Annotated in this window: 12 protein-coding genes; all 12 read right to left on the reverse strand. The window is 50.7% G+C overall.

What is annotated here, in order from left to right; translation table 11 throughout:
• Positions 1 to 59: 59 nt before the first annotated feature.
• A complete protein-coding gene (locus PAT3040_RS15585; protein WP_108993472.1) occupies positions 60 to 824 on the reverse strand; it encodes a creatininase family protein in 765 nt (254 codons plus the stop codon).
• Positions 821 to 1,573 carry an SDR family NAD(P)-dependent oxidoreductase gene (locus tag PAT3040_RS15590; protein ID WP_179215605.1) on the reverse strand — a complete coding sequence of 251 codons (753 nt, stop codon included), beginning with the start codon at positions 1,571 to 1,573 and terminating at the stop codon, positions 821 to 823. Before PAT3040_RS15590 ends, PAT3040_RS15585 begins: the two co-directional genes overlap by 4 nt.
• 19 nt (positions 1,574 to 1,592) lie before the next feature.
• Entirely contained in the window at positions 1,593 to 3,896 is a 2,304-nt protein-coding gene (locus PAT3040_RS15595; RefSeq protein WP_108993474.1) for an FAD-dependent oxidoreductase, read from the reverse strand.
• 5 nt (positions 3,897 to 3,901) lie between these two features.
• On the reverse strand, positions 3,902 to 4,657 hold the full coding sequence (locus tag PAT3040_RS15600) for a glycerophosphodiester phosphodiesterase (protein ID WP_108993475.1): 756 nt from the start codon (positions 4,655 to 4,657) through the stop codon (positions 3,902 to 3,904).
• The gene (locus PAT3040_RS15605) at positions 4,657 to 6,906 is read right to left on the reverse strand and encodes a hypothetical protein (protein WP_108993476.1); all 2,250 of its coding nucleotides are present in this window, start codon (positions 6,904 to 6,906) and stop codon (positions 4,657 to 4,659) included. The genes PAT3040_RS15600 and PAT3040_RS15605 overlap by 1 nt, the downstream gene beginning before the upstream one ends.
• Before the next feature lie 27 nt (positions 6,907 to 6,933).
• Complete coding sequence (locus tag PAT3040_RS15610) at positions 6,934 to 8,055, reverse strand: hypothetical protein (RefSeq protein WP_258234990.1); 1,122 nt, start codon at positions 8,053 to 8,055, stop codon at positions 6,934 to 6,936.
• Between the two features lie 221 nt (positions 8,056 to 8,276).
• On the reverse strand, positions 8,277 to 9,893 hold the full coding sequence (locus tag PAT3040_RS15615) for an Ig-like domain-containing protein (RefSeq protein ID WP_108993478.1): 1,617 nt from the start codon (positions 9,891 to 9,893) through the stop codon (positions 8,277 to 8,279).
• Positions 9,894 to 9,908: 15 nt separating this feature from the next.
• Positions 9,909 to 12,011: a hypothetical protein gene (locus PAT3040_RS15620; RefSeq protein WP_108993479.1), complete on the reverse strand. Its 2,103-nt coding sequence runs from the start codon at positions 12,009 to 12,011 to the stop codon at positions 9,909 to 9,911.
• Positions 12,012 to 12,416: 405 nt separating this feature from the next.
• Complete coding sequence (locus PAT3040_RS15625; RefSeq protein ID WP_108993480.1) at positions 12,417 to 13,460, reverse strand: efflux RND transporter periplasmic adaptor subunit; 1,044 nt, start codon at positions 13,458 to 13,460, stop codon at positions 12,417 to 12,419.
• A gap of 4 nt (positions 13,461 to 13,464) precedes the next feature.
• Complete coding sequence (locus PAT3040_RS15630) at positions 13,465 to 16,317, reverse strand: ABC transporter permease (RefSeq protein ID WP_258234991.1); 2,853 nt, start codon at positions 16,315 to 16,317, stop codon at positions 13,465 to 13,467.
• Positions 16,318 to 16,349: 32 nt separating this feature from the next.
• Positions 16,350 to 17,384, reverse strand: a complete 1,035-nt coding sequence (locus PAT3040_RS15635) for an efflux RND transporter periplasmic adaptor subunit (protein WP_108993482.1) — start codon at positions 17,382 to 17,384, stop codon at positions 16,350 to 16,352.
• 129 nt (positions 17,385 to 17,513) lie between these two features.
• Entirely contained in the window at positions 17,514 to 18,623 is a 1,110-nt protein-coding gene (locus PAT3040_RS15640; RefSeq protein ID WP_108993483.1) for a M14 family zinc carboxypeptidase, read from the reverse strand.
• Positions 18,624 to 18,847: the final 224 nt, after the last annotated feature.

Consider the following 18,847-nt stretch of genomic DNA (forward strand, 5'->3'; position numbering starts at 1 on the left):
TCGTAATCACTTCCGTCCTATGACCGTCGAAACTCCAAAGGGAGCCGCGACGGTCATTATCATTCCATAGATTTAATCGTGCGAATCAACCATAACGAAACGCTGTCAATAATGGCATCGAGGTAAATCCTCCCCTTTTCTTCGGTTGCGTGTACGGCTGCATCGGTATAACCATCAACGCCTGTCAGCTCTTGATGTCTGCCTATAAACGCGCCAGGGGGACCTGAGTTGATCCATGGCCGGCCAATATGCTCTGATGCGATGCAATCCGTGCGCACCAAGTCCGGTCTGATTGCCATCACAGCCGAAGTCTCGAACCCTCCGGCATGACCGGGCACCATGCCGACTTCGCTTGCATTTACAGCCTGAAGCGCTTCACGCGCCACGCTCCAATAGGAAGCCGAAGCTGTCCAGATGGGATATTGCACGGCAAGATCATTGGCGGTTTGATGCATAATCGGCTCGTTTCCTCCATGCCCGTTTAGAAATATAATTTTGCTGAAGCCGTCTTTTACAAGACTTTCCCCAATATCACGCAGGACATGCATATACGTCGTTGATGTAAAAGACAGAGTGCCGCCAAATGCCAGATGATGCTGGGAGCAGCCGATCGGAAGTAGCGGAGCCAGAAGAAGCGGTACGGCGTTTAATGCTTGCTCCGCCGCTTTTACCGCGATATAATCGCCAATTATGCTGTCCGTAAATACCGGGAGATGCGGACCATGCTGCTCCGTAGCGGCAAGAGGGATGACGACCGCATAACCTTGCCGCGCCATCGTTGTGATTTCTTCGCGCGTATAATCGCTAAACGATACTCGTTTCATTGATGGAACCCCCCGTCTACCGCATACAGAGAGCCTGTTACGTAAGAGGCGGCGTCAGACAGCAGGAAGGCGGCAACCTCGTTTACCTCGTCCGCTCTGGCGCTTCGGCCGAGCCAGACATTGCGGACAATCGCCTCCTTCTCCTTCTCCGATTGTCTGGCCAGCCCTTCGTCCGAACTGAAGTCGCCGGGAACAAGCACGTTGGCCCTAATGCCGTCACGCGCATAATCTTGTGCCAGCACGCGAGTGAAATGATTGAGGCCCGCCTTGGCCGTTCCGTAAGGGGAGCATTCCGGCGACGGAATTTGTCCCAAAATGGAAGAGGTGTTGACGATCGAGCCGCCGCCGGACCTTATCATTAACGGCAGCCCGTACTTGCTTACCAGGAACGTACTTGTCATGGTTCCTCTTATCGTGTCCTCCCATTCCTGCAGCGACAACTCGGTCGCGCGCTTCCATACACTCGTATATACATTATGATAAATGCCATCCAGCCTGCCGAAACACCGCTCAAGCTCGGCGAACATACCGATCATCTGATCCTCCGAGCTAGCATCCGCCTGGTGAAATACGATTCGTTGAACGCCATATTCATCGCGAATCCGCTCCATCTCGGGAAACTGGGTAATTGGCGTTCGATCACAGCAGAACAAAACTGCCCCCCGCTCCAGAAACATCGATATTGCCGATCGCCCCAATGCGCCCAAGCTCCCGGTTATCAGCACGACTTTATTTTGCAATGTTGTCATAGAGTACTCACCGCTTTCGCTAGTAATCGACCAAACCTGCATAACAACGAACCTCATAAATTGCCGCAGACGGATCTCCGTTAGTAGACAGAACGCTCAGTCGCAGCCGCTCTGTCCGGACAGGCTTCTCAAGCACAAGCGCGTGCTGGCGCTGGTAATTGCCGCGCATGGCTCCGACCTCCGTCCACGCCCCTTCGACAAGCGCCTCCGCAATCAGGTCCTTCGGACACTGAGGATCCCGATACAGACCCGGATATTGCCGATAATCGCGAATGAGATGACCGGGAAATGTCAGCTCGATGCGGCCAAGCACGATCGGCTGCTCCCAGACAAGCTCCAACTGCTGCGGCAGCGGCAAAGCAGGATCGGAGCGCCATAGATTGGTGCTGCGGTAGGGACGGGTTACACCGCTTAGCACATGCTCCGCCCCATAACATGCCTGCGGCGGATCCATCTTAAAGCTCATCATCGCCCCCGAGCCGTACCTTCTCATTATTCCGTTTCCAAGCTCATACGCGCTGACATGTCCCGGCTCGATCGTTGCCGCCGAGGGCCAGCGAACGAGCGGATTTTCCATTAAATCCAGCCTCGCATACCCGCCTCGCAGCGCAGACGAGTCAAGACCTACCGCCCACTCGACCCATCCTTCCACTCCAGGTTGAACGGTCAATACGGCGGTGGCAAGCGGCGCCCCGGGATCAACCCGATAATCCCACAGATGCTCGACCGCGTACAAGCGGGCCTCGACGGATTGACTGGTCGTATCCGACAGATTGTCGAGCCATACCGATATCCGTTCGATTCGATCCGATCCGACAGCCATCCATTGTCCGCGTCTTCGCTCCAATACATCTCTTGAAGCAAGTCCCGCGCTTGCGTCATTCGGCGCCGGACCGCAGCCTGAGAGTTTAGCTTCGCTGCTCGCCTTAATAACCGCCTGCCGCGCCAAGTCATGCTCATCCGCCGTTTGGACATTCGGAAGAAAGCAGCCTGCCCGAAGCAGCGCTTGCTGCACCTCGTGAATCGCCTGCTCCGGCACATCGCGTACAGCAATCCCTTTGCGGACAGCGACAGCGGCAGCCGTCCCCGCAGCTTGCCCCATGATCGCGGTCGTTCCCATCACGCGGACCGTCCCAAGCGCAGCATGCGTAACACTGACATTGCGGCCGGCCATCATCAGATTGTTCATGTCCTTGGCAATCAAAATGCGAAGAGGGATGCCGTAAGGACCAACATAGCTTTTGGCCATATAATTCCCGCCCGTCTGCGACTCGACGGCAGCCTTTTCGCTAAATTCCGCAAGCAGGCCTCCCGGCTCATGCAGATCGATAAACCACCCGCCATAGGCGACTTCGTCAGGAAATACCGTTTTTTGCAGCGGATCATGTTCGGTCATCAAATATTCGCCGATAATTCGACGGCTCTCGCGTTTGCCCGGCACCTGGCCGACCCAATCAAGCGCATAGTTCTGTGCTTCGTCCTTCAGTCGCGGATCCCGATTTTTGATCCAATCCCAAATGCCAAGAACATGCCGGGTCAACTCGTGCCGCAGTGTCTCATTGTCATAAATCGTATGCCAAGGCACGGATAATTCGATCCACCAGAAGCCGCTTCGCTGGTCGGATGGCCATCTCCCTTGTTTGTAAAAGAAATCGGGATCATCATAACGCACTGCCCAATCCGGCGCCGAGAAGGGCACAGGGTAGCCCATGTCCTTCGCCTTGAAATGAATCGAGTTGCCCATAACCGCATCGCTCGCTTGTTCGGGAGCATGCGGTTCGCCGAATTCATCACGGCTCTCTGTTCCAAACCGCCACTCGCAGCCGGCAAGCGATGCCACTATGCCATCCCCTGTACAATCGATGAACGTGTTCGCTCGAAGCGTCAACTCGGTTTCGGCATGGTTGACGCGCGCGATGACGGCTTCCACTGTCCGATCATCCCGCATCCGCACCTGCGTAACGCTGGAGTTTAGATGGAACGTAAGGCCTGGCGTCTTAACCGCCATATCGTACATGATTAAATCCCACACACTGTTGATATAGCCGTTATCAAAGGTCGGATTCTCGTGATTGTGCGCCCGCTCCTCGATCAGCAGCTCCGAGATGACGCCCGTCTCTCTCGCATAGGCATGAAAGCTGGCCGCCCCTTGAGGGGGGACGCGAATTTCCGACGAACTGTTGCCTCCGAACACGGGCCGGTCCTGTACGAGGCATACGGTTGCTCCTTGCCTTGCCGCAGCGACGGCGGCGCTGAATCCAGCCAGCCCGCCTCCGCAAACAACGACATCGTAATTTTCCTCCACTGCGCGGTAACCGTTCATTGAAATCACCCTCTTTTTTCAAAATCGACTGCCTTCGCCATTCGTCCGATATCATTACCTAAGATAAAATCAACCCCGAGGCCAAGCAATCGCTTCATATTTCTTTCATAATCCTCTGATAAAAAAGAGCAATGAACCAGTTTGCCGCTATCTCTTATTTCGTTGACCATCTCTTGTGTCACAGCCTCGGCACTGACGCTAACCGCCGGATGTCCGTATTCGACCGCATTGCGCAGGATCGGCCCATAACCGTCAGGTCCCGGAGCTCCGTCATTTTGCGTAAATGCCAAGGGTTGAGTCTGCTTCACTTGATTGATCACAGCAGGCCTTCCGAAAAACACAACCTGATCAAGCATGCTCCGGTTTTCGATTTGCCGTAACAGTGCCAAGCAATCCGATGCCGGCAATTGTTTGACATGCAAGATTAGAACAACCCCGCATTGCTGAAATTCATCCAGCACTTGTCTCAGCGTCGGGATTCTTGTCTCTTTCCTGCCTGCGAATGCAGGTTCCTTCTGATATCCCGCATCAAGCGTATTTAAATATCCGGCATAACTTAATTGCTCAATAAACCCTGTTCCATTGGTCGTACGATCTACTGTAGGATCATGCATCATCACGTACTCGCCATCGGCAGACTTGTGGACGTCCATCTCGATGCCGTCAGCACCTGCCTTGATCGCTTCACGAAATGCGAGCATCGTATTTTCCGGGAAACAGTCCGAGTAACCTCTATGTGCTTGCAACTGCAGGGTTCGCATTAAGCGTTACCGAATTGAACACCTTGATAGCGGACAACGCACCCGTATTGTTTCTCGCCGGAAGCAACGCACAGCAAGTCGTCCTCGTTCGAATAAGCCAGGCCAGAAATGTAATGAATATCGGCCCATTCCGTATCCTGCTCGGCGACCTCGTTATTATCCTTGATAACCCTTGGCCTTCCCAGATCAACAAATCCGCCGGCCTTCGAGAAATGAAAGACATGCCCTGCATCCCTGACGCCGCCGTATACGCCGATGACCTCATCATCGTTTACCTTGATGAACTGGCGAAGCTCCCCGCTGGAATAAAGTCTTCCATAGGTCGTCGAAGCCCCGTGATCCGGCGATAATGTAAATAACATGCCATCCTCTGTACCCGCCACTACGGTACCATCGGCAAGTACGGCGCCACCCGTCACGGTCGCTTTAAACGATCTGCCCCGAATCGAAGGAGTTCGAACGTTCAGCTTGTCGGATCTCTCTTCGGCAACCGCATAGATCAGCAGCTCGTCATTCGGACCGGACAGCAAGAGACGATTGTCATCCAGTTGAATTAAACAAGCGAGCTCCGTCTCGACTCGTAAACCGTTTAATCTGCGTATGATACCGCCGCCTAAATTGCAAATATGGATGCCGCCTTCCCGATCGCTCGCAAGCAAATTGTCTTTTCCTAGCCTGCCTTGCAGTTTGACGAGTTCTAGCTCGCGCGGGACGGCTAACGTTTCCCTGCAATTGCCTGATTCCAGATCGATTTCGACGATAAAGCCGTTCGCAGTCAGTACGGCAACCGATCGATCATCCAGATCGATACAGGAAACAGGGGCTCCGCCGTCATATACGCGTTCGATTCGCCGCGGTGCATGAGCGGTATAGTCGGACTCGGTTAGATAGATGCATCCTTGGCCGCTAACGGTATACACATTCCCGGCCGCTGTCCGCACATGACTCACAACGGTATGCTTCCAATCCATATGCTGATGAAGCGGCAAGGTTACGGTTCTGTCCGCAACGATATGCATAAATGCCGGGCTGCCTACGCCGTTGTAAGCGGGCTCCCAATAAGGGTGGAGATCCGCCGCTGGCGCATCCTCTCCTGGCGGCTGAAGCTGCTTTACGTCTACCGCCAATATATATGGAGAGAACTGGCCGCATACATCCACCATATGAAGAATTCCGCGATCATCAAAAATCATTTCGCAAATATATTGCGAATCCAGCCCATTAGGCACGACAAGTCCTAAATTTTCAGGCTGGCCTCCGTTCAATAGATCCCATCTGACCAATCGAATCGGACAATAGTCGTCATTTGCTTTCAATCCGTAGTAAAGGACAAAATTTTCGTCAGCGGCAAATCCGCCAATTCCATAAGGATTGTTCGGTACTTCGCCGGGCAGATGGATATAACCGTGCCTAGTCACCTCGAGCGTCTCCGGATGGAGCTCGATAATTTCGCTGTCTACGTTGTCGACCATCAGCAACGTGTTGCGCGGGGTATGGAGCGCAAATATAAACTGTCTGCGATGCTTCGTTCCGTTTGGAGATTGGAATTGTATTTTTAAATCTTCTATTTCATCCCGTTCAGGATCATATCGCCAGATGCCCCCCGTATAGGAGCTGCCATAGAAGCGCCCCCTTTCATCCTTCACCAGCCTGCAGGAGGAAAATTCGGATACCTTGCCGTAATCCGTGACCTCATTCGTCTCCAAGTCGATCCTGTAGAAATGTCCTCTCATATAACCCAAAAAATAATAATAGCGAGCATCGTTGCCAAGCATTCCGCCATAAATGCTTTCTCTCGGCACCGGAATGCCTTTGACCCCAACCTCGTTCGTGTCGGGATCGACGATCATCAGAATCGAACCCGGGTAGCCTTCCCACGGATGCTCGTAAAACTGCTCGAACATCCATTGTTTATGACCAGGAGCCGGCGCCGTGTTGTGCGTAGCCATGATTAGTTTCCCGTCGGGCAGAAAGTCAATGCTCGTATGGATCTTGCTAGGCGGCATTTGCTGATGGTCGACAACCCATATTTTTGCAACATCGAACATGAGCCGCAGCTCTCCCGATTCCGGATAATATTCGTAAAGCAAAGCCGTTAATGGCTTCTCGTTTTCACCGCATACGCTTACAAAAAACCGCCCGTCAGGCGATCGCACAAAATCCCAGACTGCATTATGCCCTTCGCTATTGGGCAGTTGCACAAATGATGTATACTGCTCGGGGATAGCCGCATTTAAATGATGCTTCATATAATTTCCCTCCAGAAATGATCTTCTTCAATACGATTCAAACGGCGAATATGTAATCTCAAGCGCTGGCGTATCCATCTTTCTTCTATTATAAAGGGACTCCATTGCAAGACAGATCATCCCTGTCGAAAGCAGCGTTCGTTCCATCGGGAACGGCGGCTCTCCTGTCATGATGAATGCTTCGATGATTTGCGTTAACCGTTCAAAATGCTTGAAGGGCCGATCGAGATCGCTGTCGCACACGGCAGCCGCCACTTGATTCTCCCCATAGCGATAGGCATAACCCCACAGCTCCGTCAGTCTCTTGAACTGAATAATATAGCCCTTCGTCCCATCCTTATATTCGATGATAAATAAGGCCGGCTCCGGCTCGCTTTCTCTTGGAATCACATTCGGCAAATCGGGATACGCCTGCAACGCATGCAAAAGCAGCTCCTCGGGCCATTCCCCCCGATCCATCATCGCCCATACTTCTCCGCCGACTCCATCGATCAGTTGGACAGAGCGAACCCCTGTCTCGCCGCCCGTTCTTCGTTCTGCAAGCGATTGCATAATATCCATGGCGTGAAAGCCGTAAGCTTCAAGCCCTCCATTACTAATCATCAATATTTCGGATAATGTTTTCAGGTTTTCCGGATCGAATGCAGGCACCGGATCGGCATGCGGAATCGAGGAACCGCCCAGAAACGGAATGTTCCGTACTTTCATCCCATTGTACATCCATAAAGCATCGTTAAAATCGTACGCCAAGTGTTTATCGGAAAAAATAGGAACCGCCAGTCCGAGCTCATCGAGAGCCGCAATCGTTTCCTCCAGAAAACGCCTCCTCGGGTACATATGCATTCCCTTCTCGTTGAACGGATAGTCTCCATGCTCCCCAATAATAACGACGCCATCGACCGGGCCCTCGGAATGGGCGGCACGAATGGCTTCGCCGATTGTAGCGCAAATCGGTATACGATGCTTCTTTGCCTCTTCCCTGCTCATATCCCCCTTCGGAACTTGATCGGTATAGATGGAGACAACCTCGATCTGCGGCTCATATTGAAAGCTGCCCAAAAGCCGTCCCAAAATGACCTCCGCATGGGAGTTGTAGCGGTATTCTGTAACGATAGCCGCCACCTTCTTCTTCTTCGCGTTGTCTTTCATCCTTCCCCCTCCTTTTTCCATATACCAAAATTTTATATCTGCAGCTAGAGGTAGTCAATCATTATTTTCACCATTGTGAATCTTTTTTCAGGTTTTAGAAAAACAATACCTCAAACCAAATTGTCGCAAGATTGACCACAAACGTGGCCGATCCTGCGACAACCGTTATGATAAACTACGATTCAGTTCCTCTCAAAGCCGATGACTCTAAATTGCGATACTCATGAATTCCCTTTCCCTTTCGGGACCTTTACCTCGGCAGAAACCGTAGTCGTATACCCCTCATGATCGACTACGGAATAGATTACCGTATAAATACGGCCGTTTCCGCTGCCCGATCGCTCAGCCCGCAAGCTAAATGAAGTATCGGCCGTTCCAAAATCGGCATCCTGTATATCATCCGAAGTATTCCCGTCCCCAGAACCATTGTCCTCCTCGTTGCTGGTAATCGAGACTAGCTCGAATGAGGCAATGGCAGATTGACCGTCACTATGCGTAATCGTCGCTTCGATCGGCACCATCTTATGATTAGGCGGCGACAATTCCGTTTTATCCAAGACAACGCTTATTACCGGAGCAGCCTTAACGATCAGATAAATCGTCGACGTCGCCGTATCGCCGGATGGATCCGTTACGATGACCGTGAATTGGTCGCCGCCTATATAGTCCTCATTCGGCGTATACGTCCAATTGCCATCCGCGTCCACCGTTGTCGTACCTTGCGCAGGAGCGGCTCCGAGCGCATACGTTAAAGCATCTCCGTCCGCGTCCGTTCCGGCAACGATTCCGCTTACTGGCGTATTCACGTAAGTGGTGTGCGTCGAATTCTCTACTGTTGGCGCCTCGTTTTCGCTCATCAACAGCTTCTTCAAATACGCTTTCCGTTCATCCTCAACGTCGTACCGGAGCTCCGTCAACGATTCGACATGATCCCACAGCTCGTCAATCTCCGAAGGGCTCAAGCTGTCCAAATTCGGAATGGGACTTCCATTCGCCTCGCCTGCCGCAATCAGCGGCTGAACATGCGCATTAAAAAATTGCCGGTCAGCCGCATCTCCGTTCGTTTGCCATACAGCGGTCACTTCTGCCGCAGTCGAGCCGAACTTCTCCCACGCCTTTACAATCATATTTTTCTGGATCAAAGTACGTTGTTCCGACGTCGGTACCGCGAATTTCAGCTCATGGAACCTGCCCGGCTGATGCACGTTGCCTCCCCATGTCGGTGAGTTAGAAGGGGACCAGCGGATCATGCTGAACTCCCACTTTTCGCCATCCAGCGGCACATAATCGTAGACGGCTTCCCACGGAATAAACAACACGGTTCCCCATCCTGTAGGAATTTCTTCGTTTGTCACGGAAACGAAATCCTTAAAAGGACGATTGTCACGATTTTCGGTCTGCCATTCGTAATACTCATGAGAGCTGCCATCCATATGGATAATCATCTGATGATAAGGAAGATCTCCTTGACCGGTCTGCATAAAAAGCTCGATCGCGCTGCTCTTTAATGCACCGTCCCCGGTTCTCTCCGACTCGTTTGACTGGAAGAAAATATTTAGTCCTTCCTCGGTATAAACCATATAGAAGCCCGTATCGCGCGGGCCGCCGGGTGCAATTGGCGTTTGCACCCAGTACTGGACGAATCGGTTCTCCTTGTACAAAGGATTGTCGAAGTAATCGCTGTTGTACCAATCCATCGGCGTGGATAGATCCTCCGATGAATAGGTGACCTCATAAACATTTTTGGTTTCCCCGGCAGCAACAATCCCTTGCGGCAGGCTCAGCAGCAGAACAAGCGCGAACATCAGCAGAACGCTTCTTTTCGTTTTTCTCCTCATGGATATCCCCCCTCCTTATTCCGCAAGCTCAAGCATGCGAAGGATATGGTAGATCATTTCAAGCCTGATCAAATCGGCGGACATCGAGCGCTCATCGCTGACTTCCAGCCAATTCAGCGCTTTATTGGCGGCTGCGACACGATCTGCCTGACCGGAGGCGATTGCATCCTGCGCAACCTGCTGCAGCTTCGTCGCATAGCGGATATCGTCGATGCCTTCGCGGAATCCTTCCCATGCGAGCGTGTCAATGATATCGGTTTGCGTCGGATAAACCAAGGCGAGCTGGCGGTACGTAGCATCCACATCATCGTTCCAGGTGTTAAGGAAGTTCTCGTAATAGATATAGTTATAAGTAGCGTCATAATTCGCTTTGTACAGCCACATGCCGTGGCGTTGACGCATCAAATCCGGGTTTTCCGGGCCTGTATGCGGATACGCGTAGCTGGTAATCAATTTATCTTCGCCCAAAGCATGCCAATTTGCGGCCTGTTCCCTCGTCATCTCTCCTGCCCAGTTTAAAAATTGCTCCTTCGTTTCCAGCTCCAAGTGAGAGCCATGTCCTGAGGCGAATACCTTTCCGCCAAGCTCATCCTGGATATACCTCCAAAGCTCTTGCTGGAATTGCAGCATCGACCAGCCCGCCTCGTCCCAACCGTCGAAATAAATGTTCGTATGCCCGACATAGTTGCTAATGGTCGCAAAAGCTTCATCGAGGACTGGTTTAAAATCCTCTATCCCTTGGCGCCATAATGTGTAATATTGATCCATCTTGGCTTGATTCTCCGGCGTTGGATCCGCTTCATATTTCGCTTTCCAATTGAGATAGTTGCTGTAATGGGTAAAAATCGTATACTCGGGAAAGGTTTGTTTCGCGCCAAACAACGGATTCAGTTCAAGTCCGGCCCCCTCCATTAACTCCAGTTGGCGGAAGAAGTATTGACTGTCTGATGCGTTATAGATCGGCGCCGGAATATTAACTGCGTTGTGCTCTGCCATATTCCGATATTCGTTCGCCAGCTTCTCGTCAACAAGTGCCGCGTTTCCGCCCGTCTCCTTCATATACTCCCGCACGCGACTCTCGTGATACAACATGACATAGAAGTCCTTATCCACATCGTAGTACGTTTTCGGGTCCGGCAGATCAAACGGCAGCACCCGGATCTTTAAAGTGATTTGTCCAGCAGGGACGCCGTCTGCGGTAATATCAATCGTTCCGGTGTAGAAGCCCTCCGGGGTTCCCGCATCCACTTTCGTTGTTATCCACATCTGCTTCGACTCGCCTTGCTTCAGCTCGATTGGCAGCAGCACTGGACTGTCCTCAACCGGTTCGGCCAAATGATCGAATTTTTTATTTGGCTTCGTAAAAACATCTACATACTGCGAGCCTTCAGGATAATCAACGCGAATGTAGTTTTTCTCCAGTTCATGATCCACGCGCACCAGGTTTTCGTCATGCAGCAGCAGCTCGGGCACAAGGACATTTTTTGAGCCATCAAAGAAATAGCTCTGCCAAGCCGTTCCGCCTTGGTACCATGTTTTGATTACGTGCATATCAATGGCGCTGGCAGGAATTACGCTATCCGTTCCTTGCAAATCAGATATTGCAAACGTTACGGAGTCTACGTCGCTAAGCGGAGCGAGTACGAACGAAGCCGCTTCATATTCGTCTTGAGCCGAAATAACGTTTAGCTGATCTGTAATGGCTCCGTCTGTCGGAAGCGTGTTCGGCAGACGTTTTTCCGGGCTGAGCGCTGCGGCTTCATACACGATAAACGGCGTGTCCGTCCATAATTCGGAAGCGCTGCCCGTCGTGGCATCCTTCGCCAGCTTAAGTGCATACTTCATTGCCTTCTTCGTCTTCAAGCCTTCTTTAAACGAAATGTCCGAGGATCCCACTACCGCAGTTGCTTCATCCCTCACGGTTTCAAGAAACGGCACCAGCTGCGGTCGGCTTGTCGAAGCAATTACGGCGTTGAGTTCTATTAATTGCTCGTTCAACTCGTTCTCCGTCCATGTTTCGTCGGAAGCGTATATCGCCGACGGCGCCATCCCAGGCGTTGTATTTAACAGCAAAAGCATGCAGACCGTGATGGCGGCAATGATTAGTCGTTTTCGCATTTCATAATCCCTCCTGTTTTCATCGAATTTCCGCTCGGCTTGATGCCGGAACTGGCCGTCTTATGATAGAGGTGGACTTGTCCCTTTCCTTGCCGAAACCCCGATATGTAAACGCATACATTTTGTAATTGATAGGGCTTCTTTTCTATCAGACGTTCACGCTGGCCTTCTGGATCACTCCTTCTTCTATTTCCTTCATTGCGACAATAAGCTTGAGCGGCCATCCCAATCGTTCGCCGCAGTGCAGGAAATACCCGTATTGTTTTGTGCCTGCATCCATATTATAAATCAAATTTTATGTATGTAAATAGATTTTTAAATTTAATAAAATAACATCGGGTTTTAGCTGGTTTTTTGGACGTTTTTATAAAATGTATTCACAAATATAAATACTCTTGCGATCAATCAATTTGTGACAACGACCTGTTGACCTTCCGCAAGGCCCGCTACGATTTCAACCTCTGTCGGCGTTACGAGCCCCCGCTCCACGTCCAATTCGCGACTTGTTTCCCCGTCGACAACCAGCACAAAATCTCTGCCTTGATAATTGCGCAGCGCACCGCGCGGGATGATCAAGGCATTCTCTTTGCGCACAAGCTCCAAAGCAAATTCGAGGTTATCTCCAAGCCGGATAGAGTCGGGAGGTTCATTTTCGAAATCGAATAGTAACGTTCTCTCAAGGATGGCGGCTCGTGCCGAGTTAGAAGCATTGGCGGATCCCGTCGGCAATGAAGCTACAACCCCCTTAGTTTTTAGAGAGCTATCTGGATCGGTAAGCACTGCCGACATCCCCAGCTTCAAATGGGATAAGCGGGACGACAGGTCGCCGATATATCGAAGCTGCAGCTTATCCGTCCGGGCAATGCCTGCCACCGGTCGATAGGACGTGACTGGATCGCCCGCTCTGATACTGTCCGCAAACGTCACGATCCCATCCGTTAACGCCTTTAATTCCCGCTTGCTTTGACGGTCCAGCAGCAGGTCGAGCTTCATTTGCTCGATCCTCAGATTCGTTCGAAGCAGCCAAAGATTGTCCGTATTCACCTCGTCTAATCCTGCTTCTAGCTCTTGATTTAGTGCTCTTTGCCTATTTTCGACCGCCAACTGCTGCTGCACGAGCTGCATGTCGAAATTGCCGGAATCCAGTCGAACGAGAACATCGCCTTTATGGACAACATCTCCGGGCCGGACGAACCATTGCCCCAGCTCCCCATCAATCTCGAACGAATAATAGTCCGTTGCGGAAGGAACGATGATCCCGGTCCCTTTCATTTCTAAAGCAAGCGTACCCCGTTTGACCTCGAACAAATCCAGCTCGACGCGAACGGGCTCTATTAGCTCCGGAACTGCCGCTTTGCGTTCAAGAGCCCGTGTACAGCCTGAGAGGAGCAAAAGAAGGAATAACAAAATAAGAATGTAGAAAAACGCAATTTTAAAGTACCTGTTCATGGTGTCAATCCTCCCCCAGCTTGAGCGCCTGATGAATTTTGATCCTCGACAGCCGCCAGCCCAAAATAAGCAGGCCCATAACGATCATGACCATCACAACGAAATACAACCGCGTCGTATCGCTTGAATCGAACATGACTTGAAACGGAGGCACCTGTGTGGATGGGTTAAAGGAAATCTGAAACAAGCTTACAAACCATGTGCTCGTTACGCTGCCTACCAACCCGCCGATCAGGACCGCAGCCCCTGAGATCAGAATCTGCTCCGTGATCAGCATGCCAATCATTTGCGCAAAGGACATGCCCATTGCCCGAAAAATCCCGAATTGCAGCACTCTATCCGTAAGCGACAGCAGCCAGTACAGCAGAAAGCCAAAAAAGCTGATGATGACCGAGATCAAAAAGCCTAACGTCATCACTCCGTTAAGCGCCAATTGAAACGGATCGTTGCCCATACGTTGCAGTTCTTCCCGCGTATCCGTCATGAACGCCAAGCTTAGCTTTTTCTCCGCTATCGCATCGTAAAAGGGCTGTCTGGCCGCATTCTCATCCAGCTTAATCCACACTTCATAAGGCTCGAGCGCCATCGCCTTCTGCATATACTCGAGATGACCTACGACCAAAGAAGGCCGGCCGGCATTCGATTGTTCTTCGGTCATGCTCATCGTATTTGGATTGAACGTCGGCCAATAATCAATAATGCCATATACCGTAAAAGTCTTGGGCTCTACGCCGCTCCAACCGACGTTAATTACATCGCCCGGACGGATCCCCTTGTCCGCAATGGAACGAGAGATCAGAACCGCCTTCGGATCCAATGCGATTAAATTCAAATATTCATAAAAATGATTGCCCAGCAGGCCGTCTCGCATCCATGCGGTGCGGCCAAAATCCGCCGTATGAATCCCCATCACCTTAGTCAAGCCGCGCTCGTTGCCAACCAAGGTGTATGCATTGTCCTGAACGAATACCTTCGCTGCCGACTTAACGCCAGGAAGCTCAGTGAACGCTTGATACGGCGGTTCGACATATTGAATGCGCTGCGTTCCGCCGGAAGAAGCCAGAGAGGATTCACTGAGCCAGTGCGATTTCAGTACGATGTCCGCTCCGTTTTTATACCTGATTTTTTGTTCTAAATTGTCATTCAATGTCCGTGCCGCACTAGCGCTAAATAATCCCGTTGCAATCGTTAGGATGAGAAACATCATGACCATTTGGTACTGCGTGCCGGATCTCCCGACCTGAATGAGCGTAGAATAAAGATAAGGCGGCCAGACCTCTCTTCCAATCCGGAATATAAACCTTATGATTAATGGATACAGCCTCAGCGCCAGCAAACCAAAACCAAGTATAAAAAGGGCGGGCACGAGAAATAGCAGCGGATCGACAGAAAAAGCCGAAACGTCCGCACCTAACTGCAGCATATCCTCCCGCTGCCTGTTAAACGCAAAAAGTCCATATATGGCTATGGCAACCGCTATAATGTCAAAAAAGTACCGATGCCAGAATAAACGGTTCGTACGTCGTCCCATCTGCTGCTTTTGGCCCACAATCGATAAACGAGTCGCCTGAAAAACCGGAAAAAGCATCATAAGGATGGAGCTGATAACAGCGTATAGACCATACAAATACGAATCATCGGTCACCTTTACAGGAAGCGCCGTACGATCGACAAACGCCAGAAAGCCGCTTGAGGCGCCAAGCGCTTTGGCCAGCAGCATGCCGATCGGGGGGCCTGCCGCATAAGCAATGACGCCGAGAAGCATCCCTTCTATTAAATAACCGGTTAAAACCTGGAGTCGGCTTGCGCCTCGACTGCGCAGCACGGAAATTTCCGTTTTCTGCCGCTCGGTAATGAGATTCGAAACCATGTATAAATAAAAAGCCAATAGAATGATTAATGGCACATACAGGGACCAAACCAGCAGCCTCAAATCCGCTTCTCTTTGAAAGTAAGTCTCTACCGTTTGTACGGCAGGCGAATCAAGAGAATAGGTACTAAACCGATTCATGAGATGCGTATCGATTCGTTCGGTCGTTTGCATATATTGATGTACCGAATTCAAATCCATACCCGAATAATCAAGCACGAACAGCCAGCTTGCGCTAGCGGCGGGAAGCGCCTTGCTCGATGAGAAATGAGCTTTAAACAGTTCATAATCAATAAAAAACGTCTTTCTGTATTCGTCGAGATGATTGTGCCAATAGGGATCGGAATGATCGAGCTTATCGATAACACCTACGGGCTTCACCTTAATTTTCGTCTTTGCATCCCCGTTCTCAATCTCGAAAACATGACCGAGCACCATGTTCAATGCTTTAAGGGATTGCTGAACGACCAACGCTTCATAGATGCCGTCCACGGGCTCGCTTGCCGGAAGCCGCCCATCAATCAAGGTAATATGATCATAAAGATCTGATCTTGCCGCAATTTCGGCTAAACGCTCCGTCTCTGATTCGACTTTGGTTTTATCCGTCGGGATAAAGGAATACAACTCTGTTGCGGCTTCCATCACTAGATGTTTCACAGGAAGTCCAAAGCGCTCAGCCGCATCCTCTTGCATAAACGCATTTGTATCTTTTAGCACCTGCGGCCTTTGCTCGGGCTCATAATCGCCGGAATCCCAATATGAAGTCGACCCCATAAAAACCTTGGCATATACCGTCCCCGGATACCTGCCGGACGAAGCCTGAAGGTTCTCCAGATCCTTCAGGAGAACCCGCTGCAGGATCGCTTCCGTATAAATCGGAATGCTGCTAATGAGTGCGACAGAGAGGATAAGTCCACTCAGCAAGCTGAGCTCCAACCATTTGTTTTTGACCATCTTGCGCATAATCATCATGAGAAGAGCCATCATTCGATCCTCCTTCCCGCGAAATTCCCCCTATGCTATTGGAGGATAACCATTTGACCCTCTTCCAGACCCTCGATGATCTCAACGCCGGACAAGGTGTTGATACCTAGCTCGACATCGATCTCCTTCACGCTATCGCCATCCAAAATTTTGACATAATTGCGGCCGATCAGCGTAAGTACGGCGCTTCTTGGAATCAGGATCACATTTTCTTTTTCCAGGAGAATAATGACGATGTCCGCAGTTGTATGGAGCTCTGGTTTAATCCCCGTATCTGCCAGCTCAAAGTAAATCGTTCTGGCGTATTTCTCGGCCAGCTGTTCATCATCCGTCTCGGGAGCCGAAGATGGACTTTGGGTAACAATCCCGCGGAGCGTCTGTCCGTCGTATGCAATTTCAGCCTCCATTCCGACCTCCACCTCTTCAAGCTCGGCGGACGGCGCTCCCGAATAAGCAAGACGTATTTGAGCCGGGTCGGCGATCACAACGTATACCTTTCCCAATTCGATCGTATCGCCAATCTCCACCTCCTCCATAAAGGTAACGATTCCATCGATTTGCGCCACCATGGCCTTGCCTTCTTGCTGTTTACGCGCTTCGTCCAATTTTTTCCGCGCGATGTCGAGCTCCAGCAGCCGAATCTTCATCATCTGCGGATCGCGCGTTTCCTTTGATTGCTCCAGTGCCAGCTTCGCTAATTCGAAGTCCCTCTCTCTCTCCAATAAAACGATTTCAAGCCCTTCGGTGTTAAGTTCCATGAGCGGGTCGCCCCGCCTGACCTCATCGCCAACCTTTGCGGAAATCATCGCAATCTTCCCCGCGGCCCCTTCGAACGCCTGGTAGACGGTGTTGGTCGATTCAAAAGTTCCCGTTCCCTTTACTTGCTTGACAGCGCTTCCGCGCTTAGCCTCAAGCAAATTGTAGCTCTCTTGCTTCGGTACAAGGAGAGGCGGCTTCAGCACCTCCTCCTCCTTCGGAAGCAAGGTGCAGCCGGATAGAAACAGCAGCAGGCAAACGATACACATCAACATTGCCTTATTTACGTTTCGACGGTCTGACCATTCATTCACTCCCCAGCGCTCCTTTCCGGGCTTGCCGTTCTGTGGCCAATGCTATACCAAAAGTTTCCTGTTATTTATGTATAACATATTTATAAAAATAATTCACCTATGAAAAATAGGAAGCGAAAAGTCGCTTCCTTATTCGGAGCTTAACAAATATAATTCAAGCGATTTTGCAATGGCTGCCCCAAACTTCTTGCAATTGACAGGTGAAACCATCGATTCTTCTAACCCGAAATAAGGGATTTCAAAGCTAAAAGCGAGCTTGGCTCCTTGTCTGGCAAAAAAATCGCTGCCGCTCGTACCATGCGCTTGATTCCAGTCCTCGCCCATTTCAATATCATGAACCGAATTGTACGTGATTTGACCGTCATAATCCTGTCTGCTGGTCGTCGACTCCAGCAAAGCGCCAAAACGTTCGATTTCTTGTTTGACAGGCGGCCCTTTCTTGACGATAAAGGGAACATCGTTTCTTCCCCCCCATTTGTAGGGACAGTGAAAATCAATTCCTGCCTTAATGGCCCCTAAAGCAGTTATCTCTCGGATAATCGCATCGCTCGCCCGATAGATGGGGGATTCGATATAGTCCCGATTGTGATCATGGGGCGCCCTGGCTTTGCCCTGGTCTCCGTTTTCCACGCCGTCAATATCCACCATTGGAATTACGTGTATGCAATAATCGTTAAAAATAAGGGAGGAAGACGGTTCGAGCAATGCCTCCAACAGACCTTCCAGCACATACGACGATGTCGATTCGCAAGCATGATGCCTGGCAGTTAAAAAAAGATGCTCGGAAGCTTGCGGGTTTCCCAACAGGAGCTTGGGTATCGGCCTCAGCTGATCGGATAAGGTTAAAACCTCTCGTTTGACAAGCGGATGGTTATCGATTGTTGCATAAAAAGACTCGAAATGATGCATTTGATAGGGAATGCTGAAACAAAAATAGCAAGTCTCATTTGCCGCGAACGTATAGAGAAAACGATCGGGTGAAATAACCGCCTCACGTCCTAACCAACGCCACGAAATTCCGTCTCGACTGACGGCCGGTCCCCACGGCCCAATGACTTCGCCATTTTGAAAAACAAATTCGATTGTCTCCGCAAGGCTGGAGTCAGCGCGAAAGCTCCAATAAAACCACCATTGCGCCGTATCTCGCAGCTCCTGTTCAAGATGGATTTCTTTTCCCATATGATCCAATAGACGAATATTTCCACCGGCATAACGGCTGCTAATACGGATGTTCGCCATCTATCATCCTCCATATCCTATTCCAACGTATAACGCAGATCCTATTATTTGATAATATCCAATTCCTTCAGGCTCTTCTCAGCCGCATCCAACATCAATTGATAGTTGAATGTTGCGAATCCCGGGAAGAAATACGCCTAGCCGCAACAGTTGTTGTTGGGTCTGTCAATGTCTATCACTCCCACTTTATCACAATGGTTTGATTTGAATATAACATTTCCGAT

Source organism: Paenibacillus agaridevorans, assembly GCF_003112455.1.
Classification (GTDB): domain Bacteria; phylum Bacillota; class Bacilli; order Paenibacillales; family Paenibacillaceae; genus Pristimantibacillus; species Pristimantibacillus agaridevorans.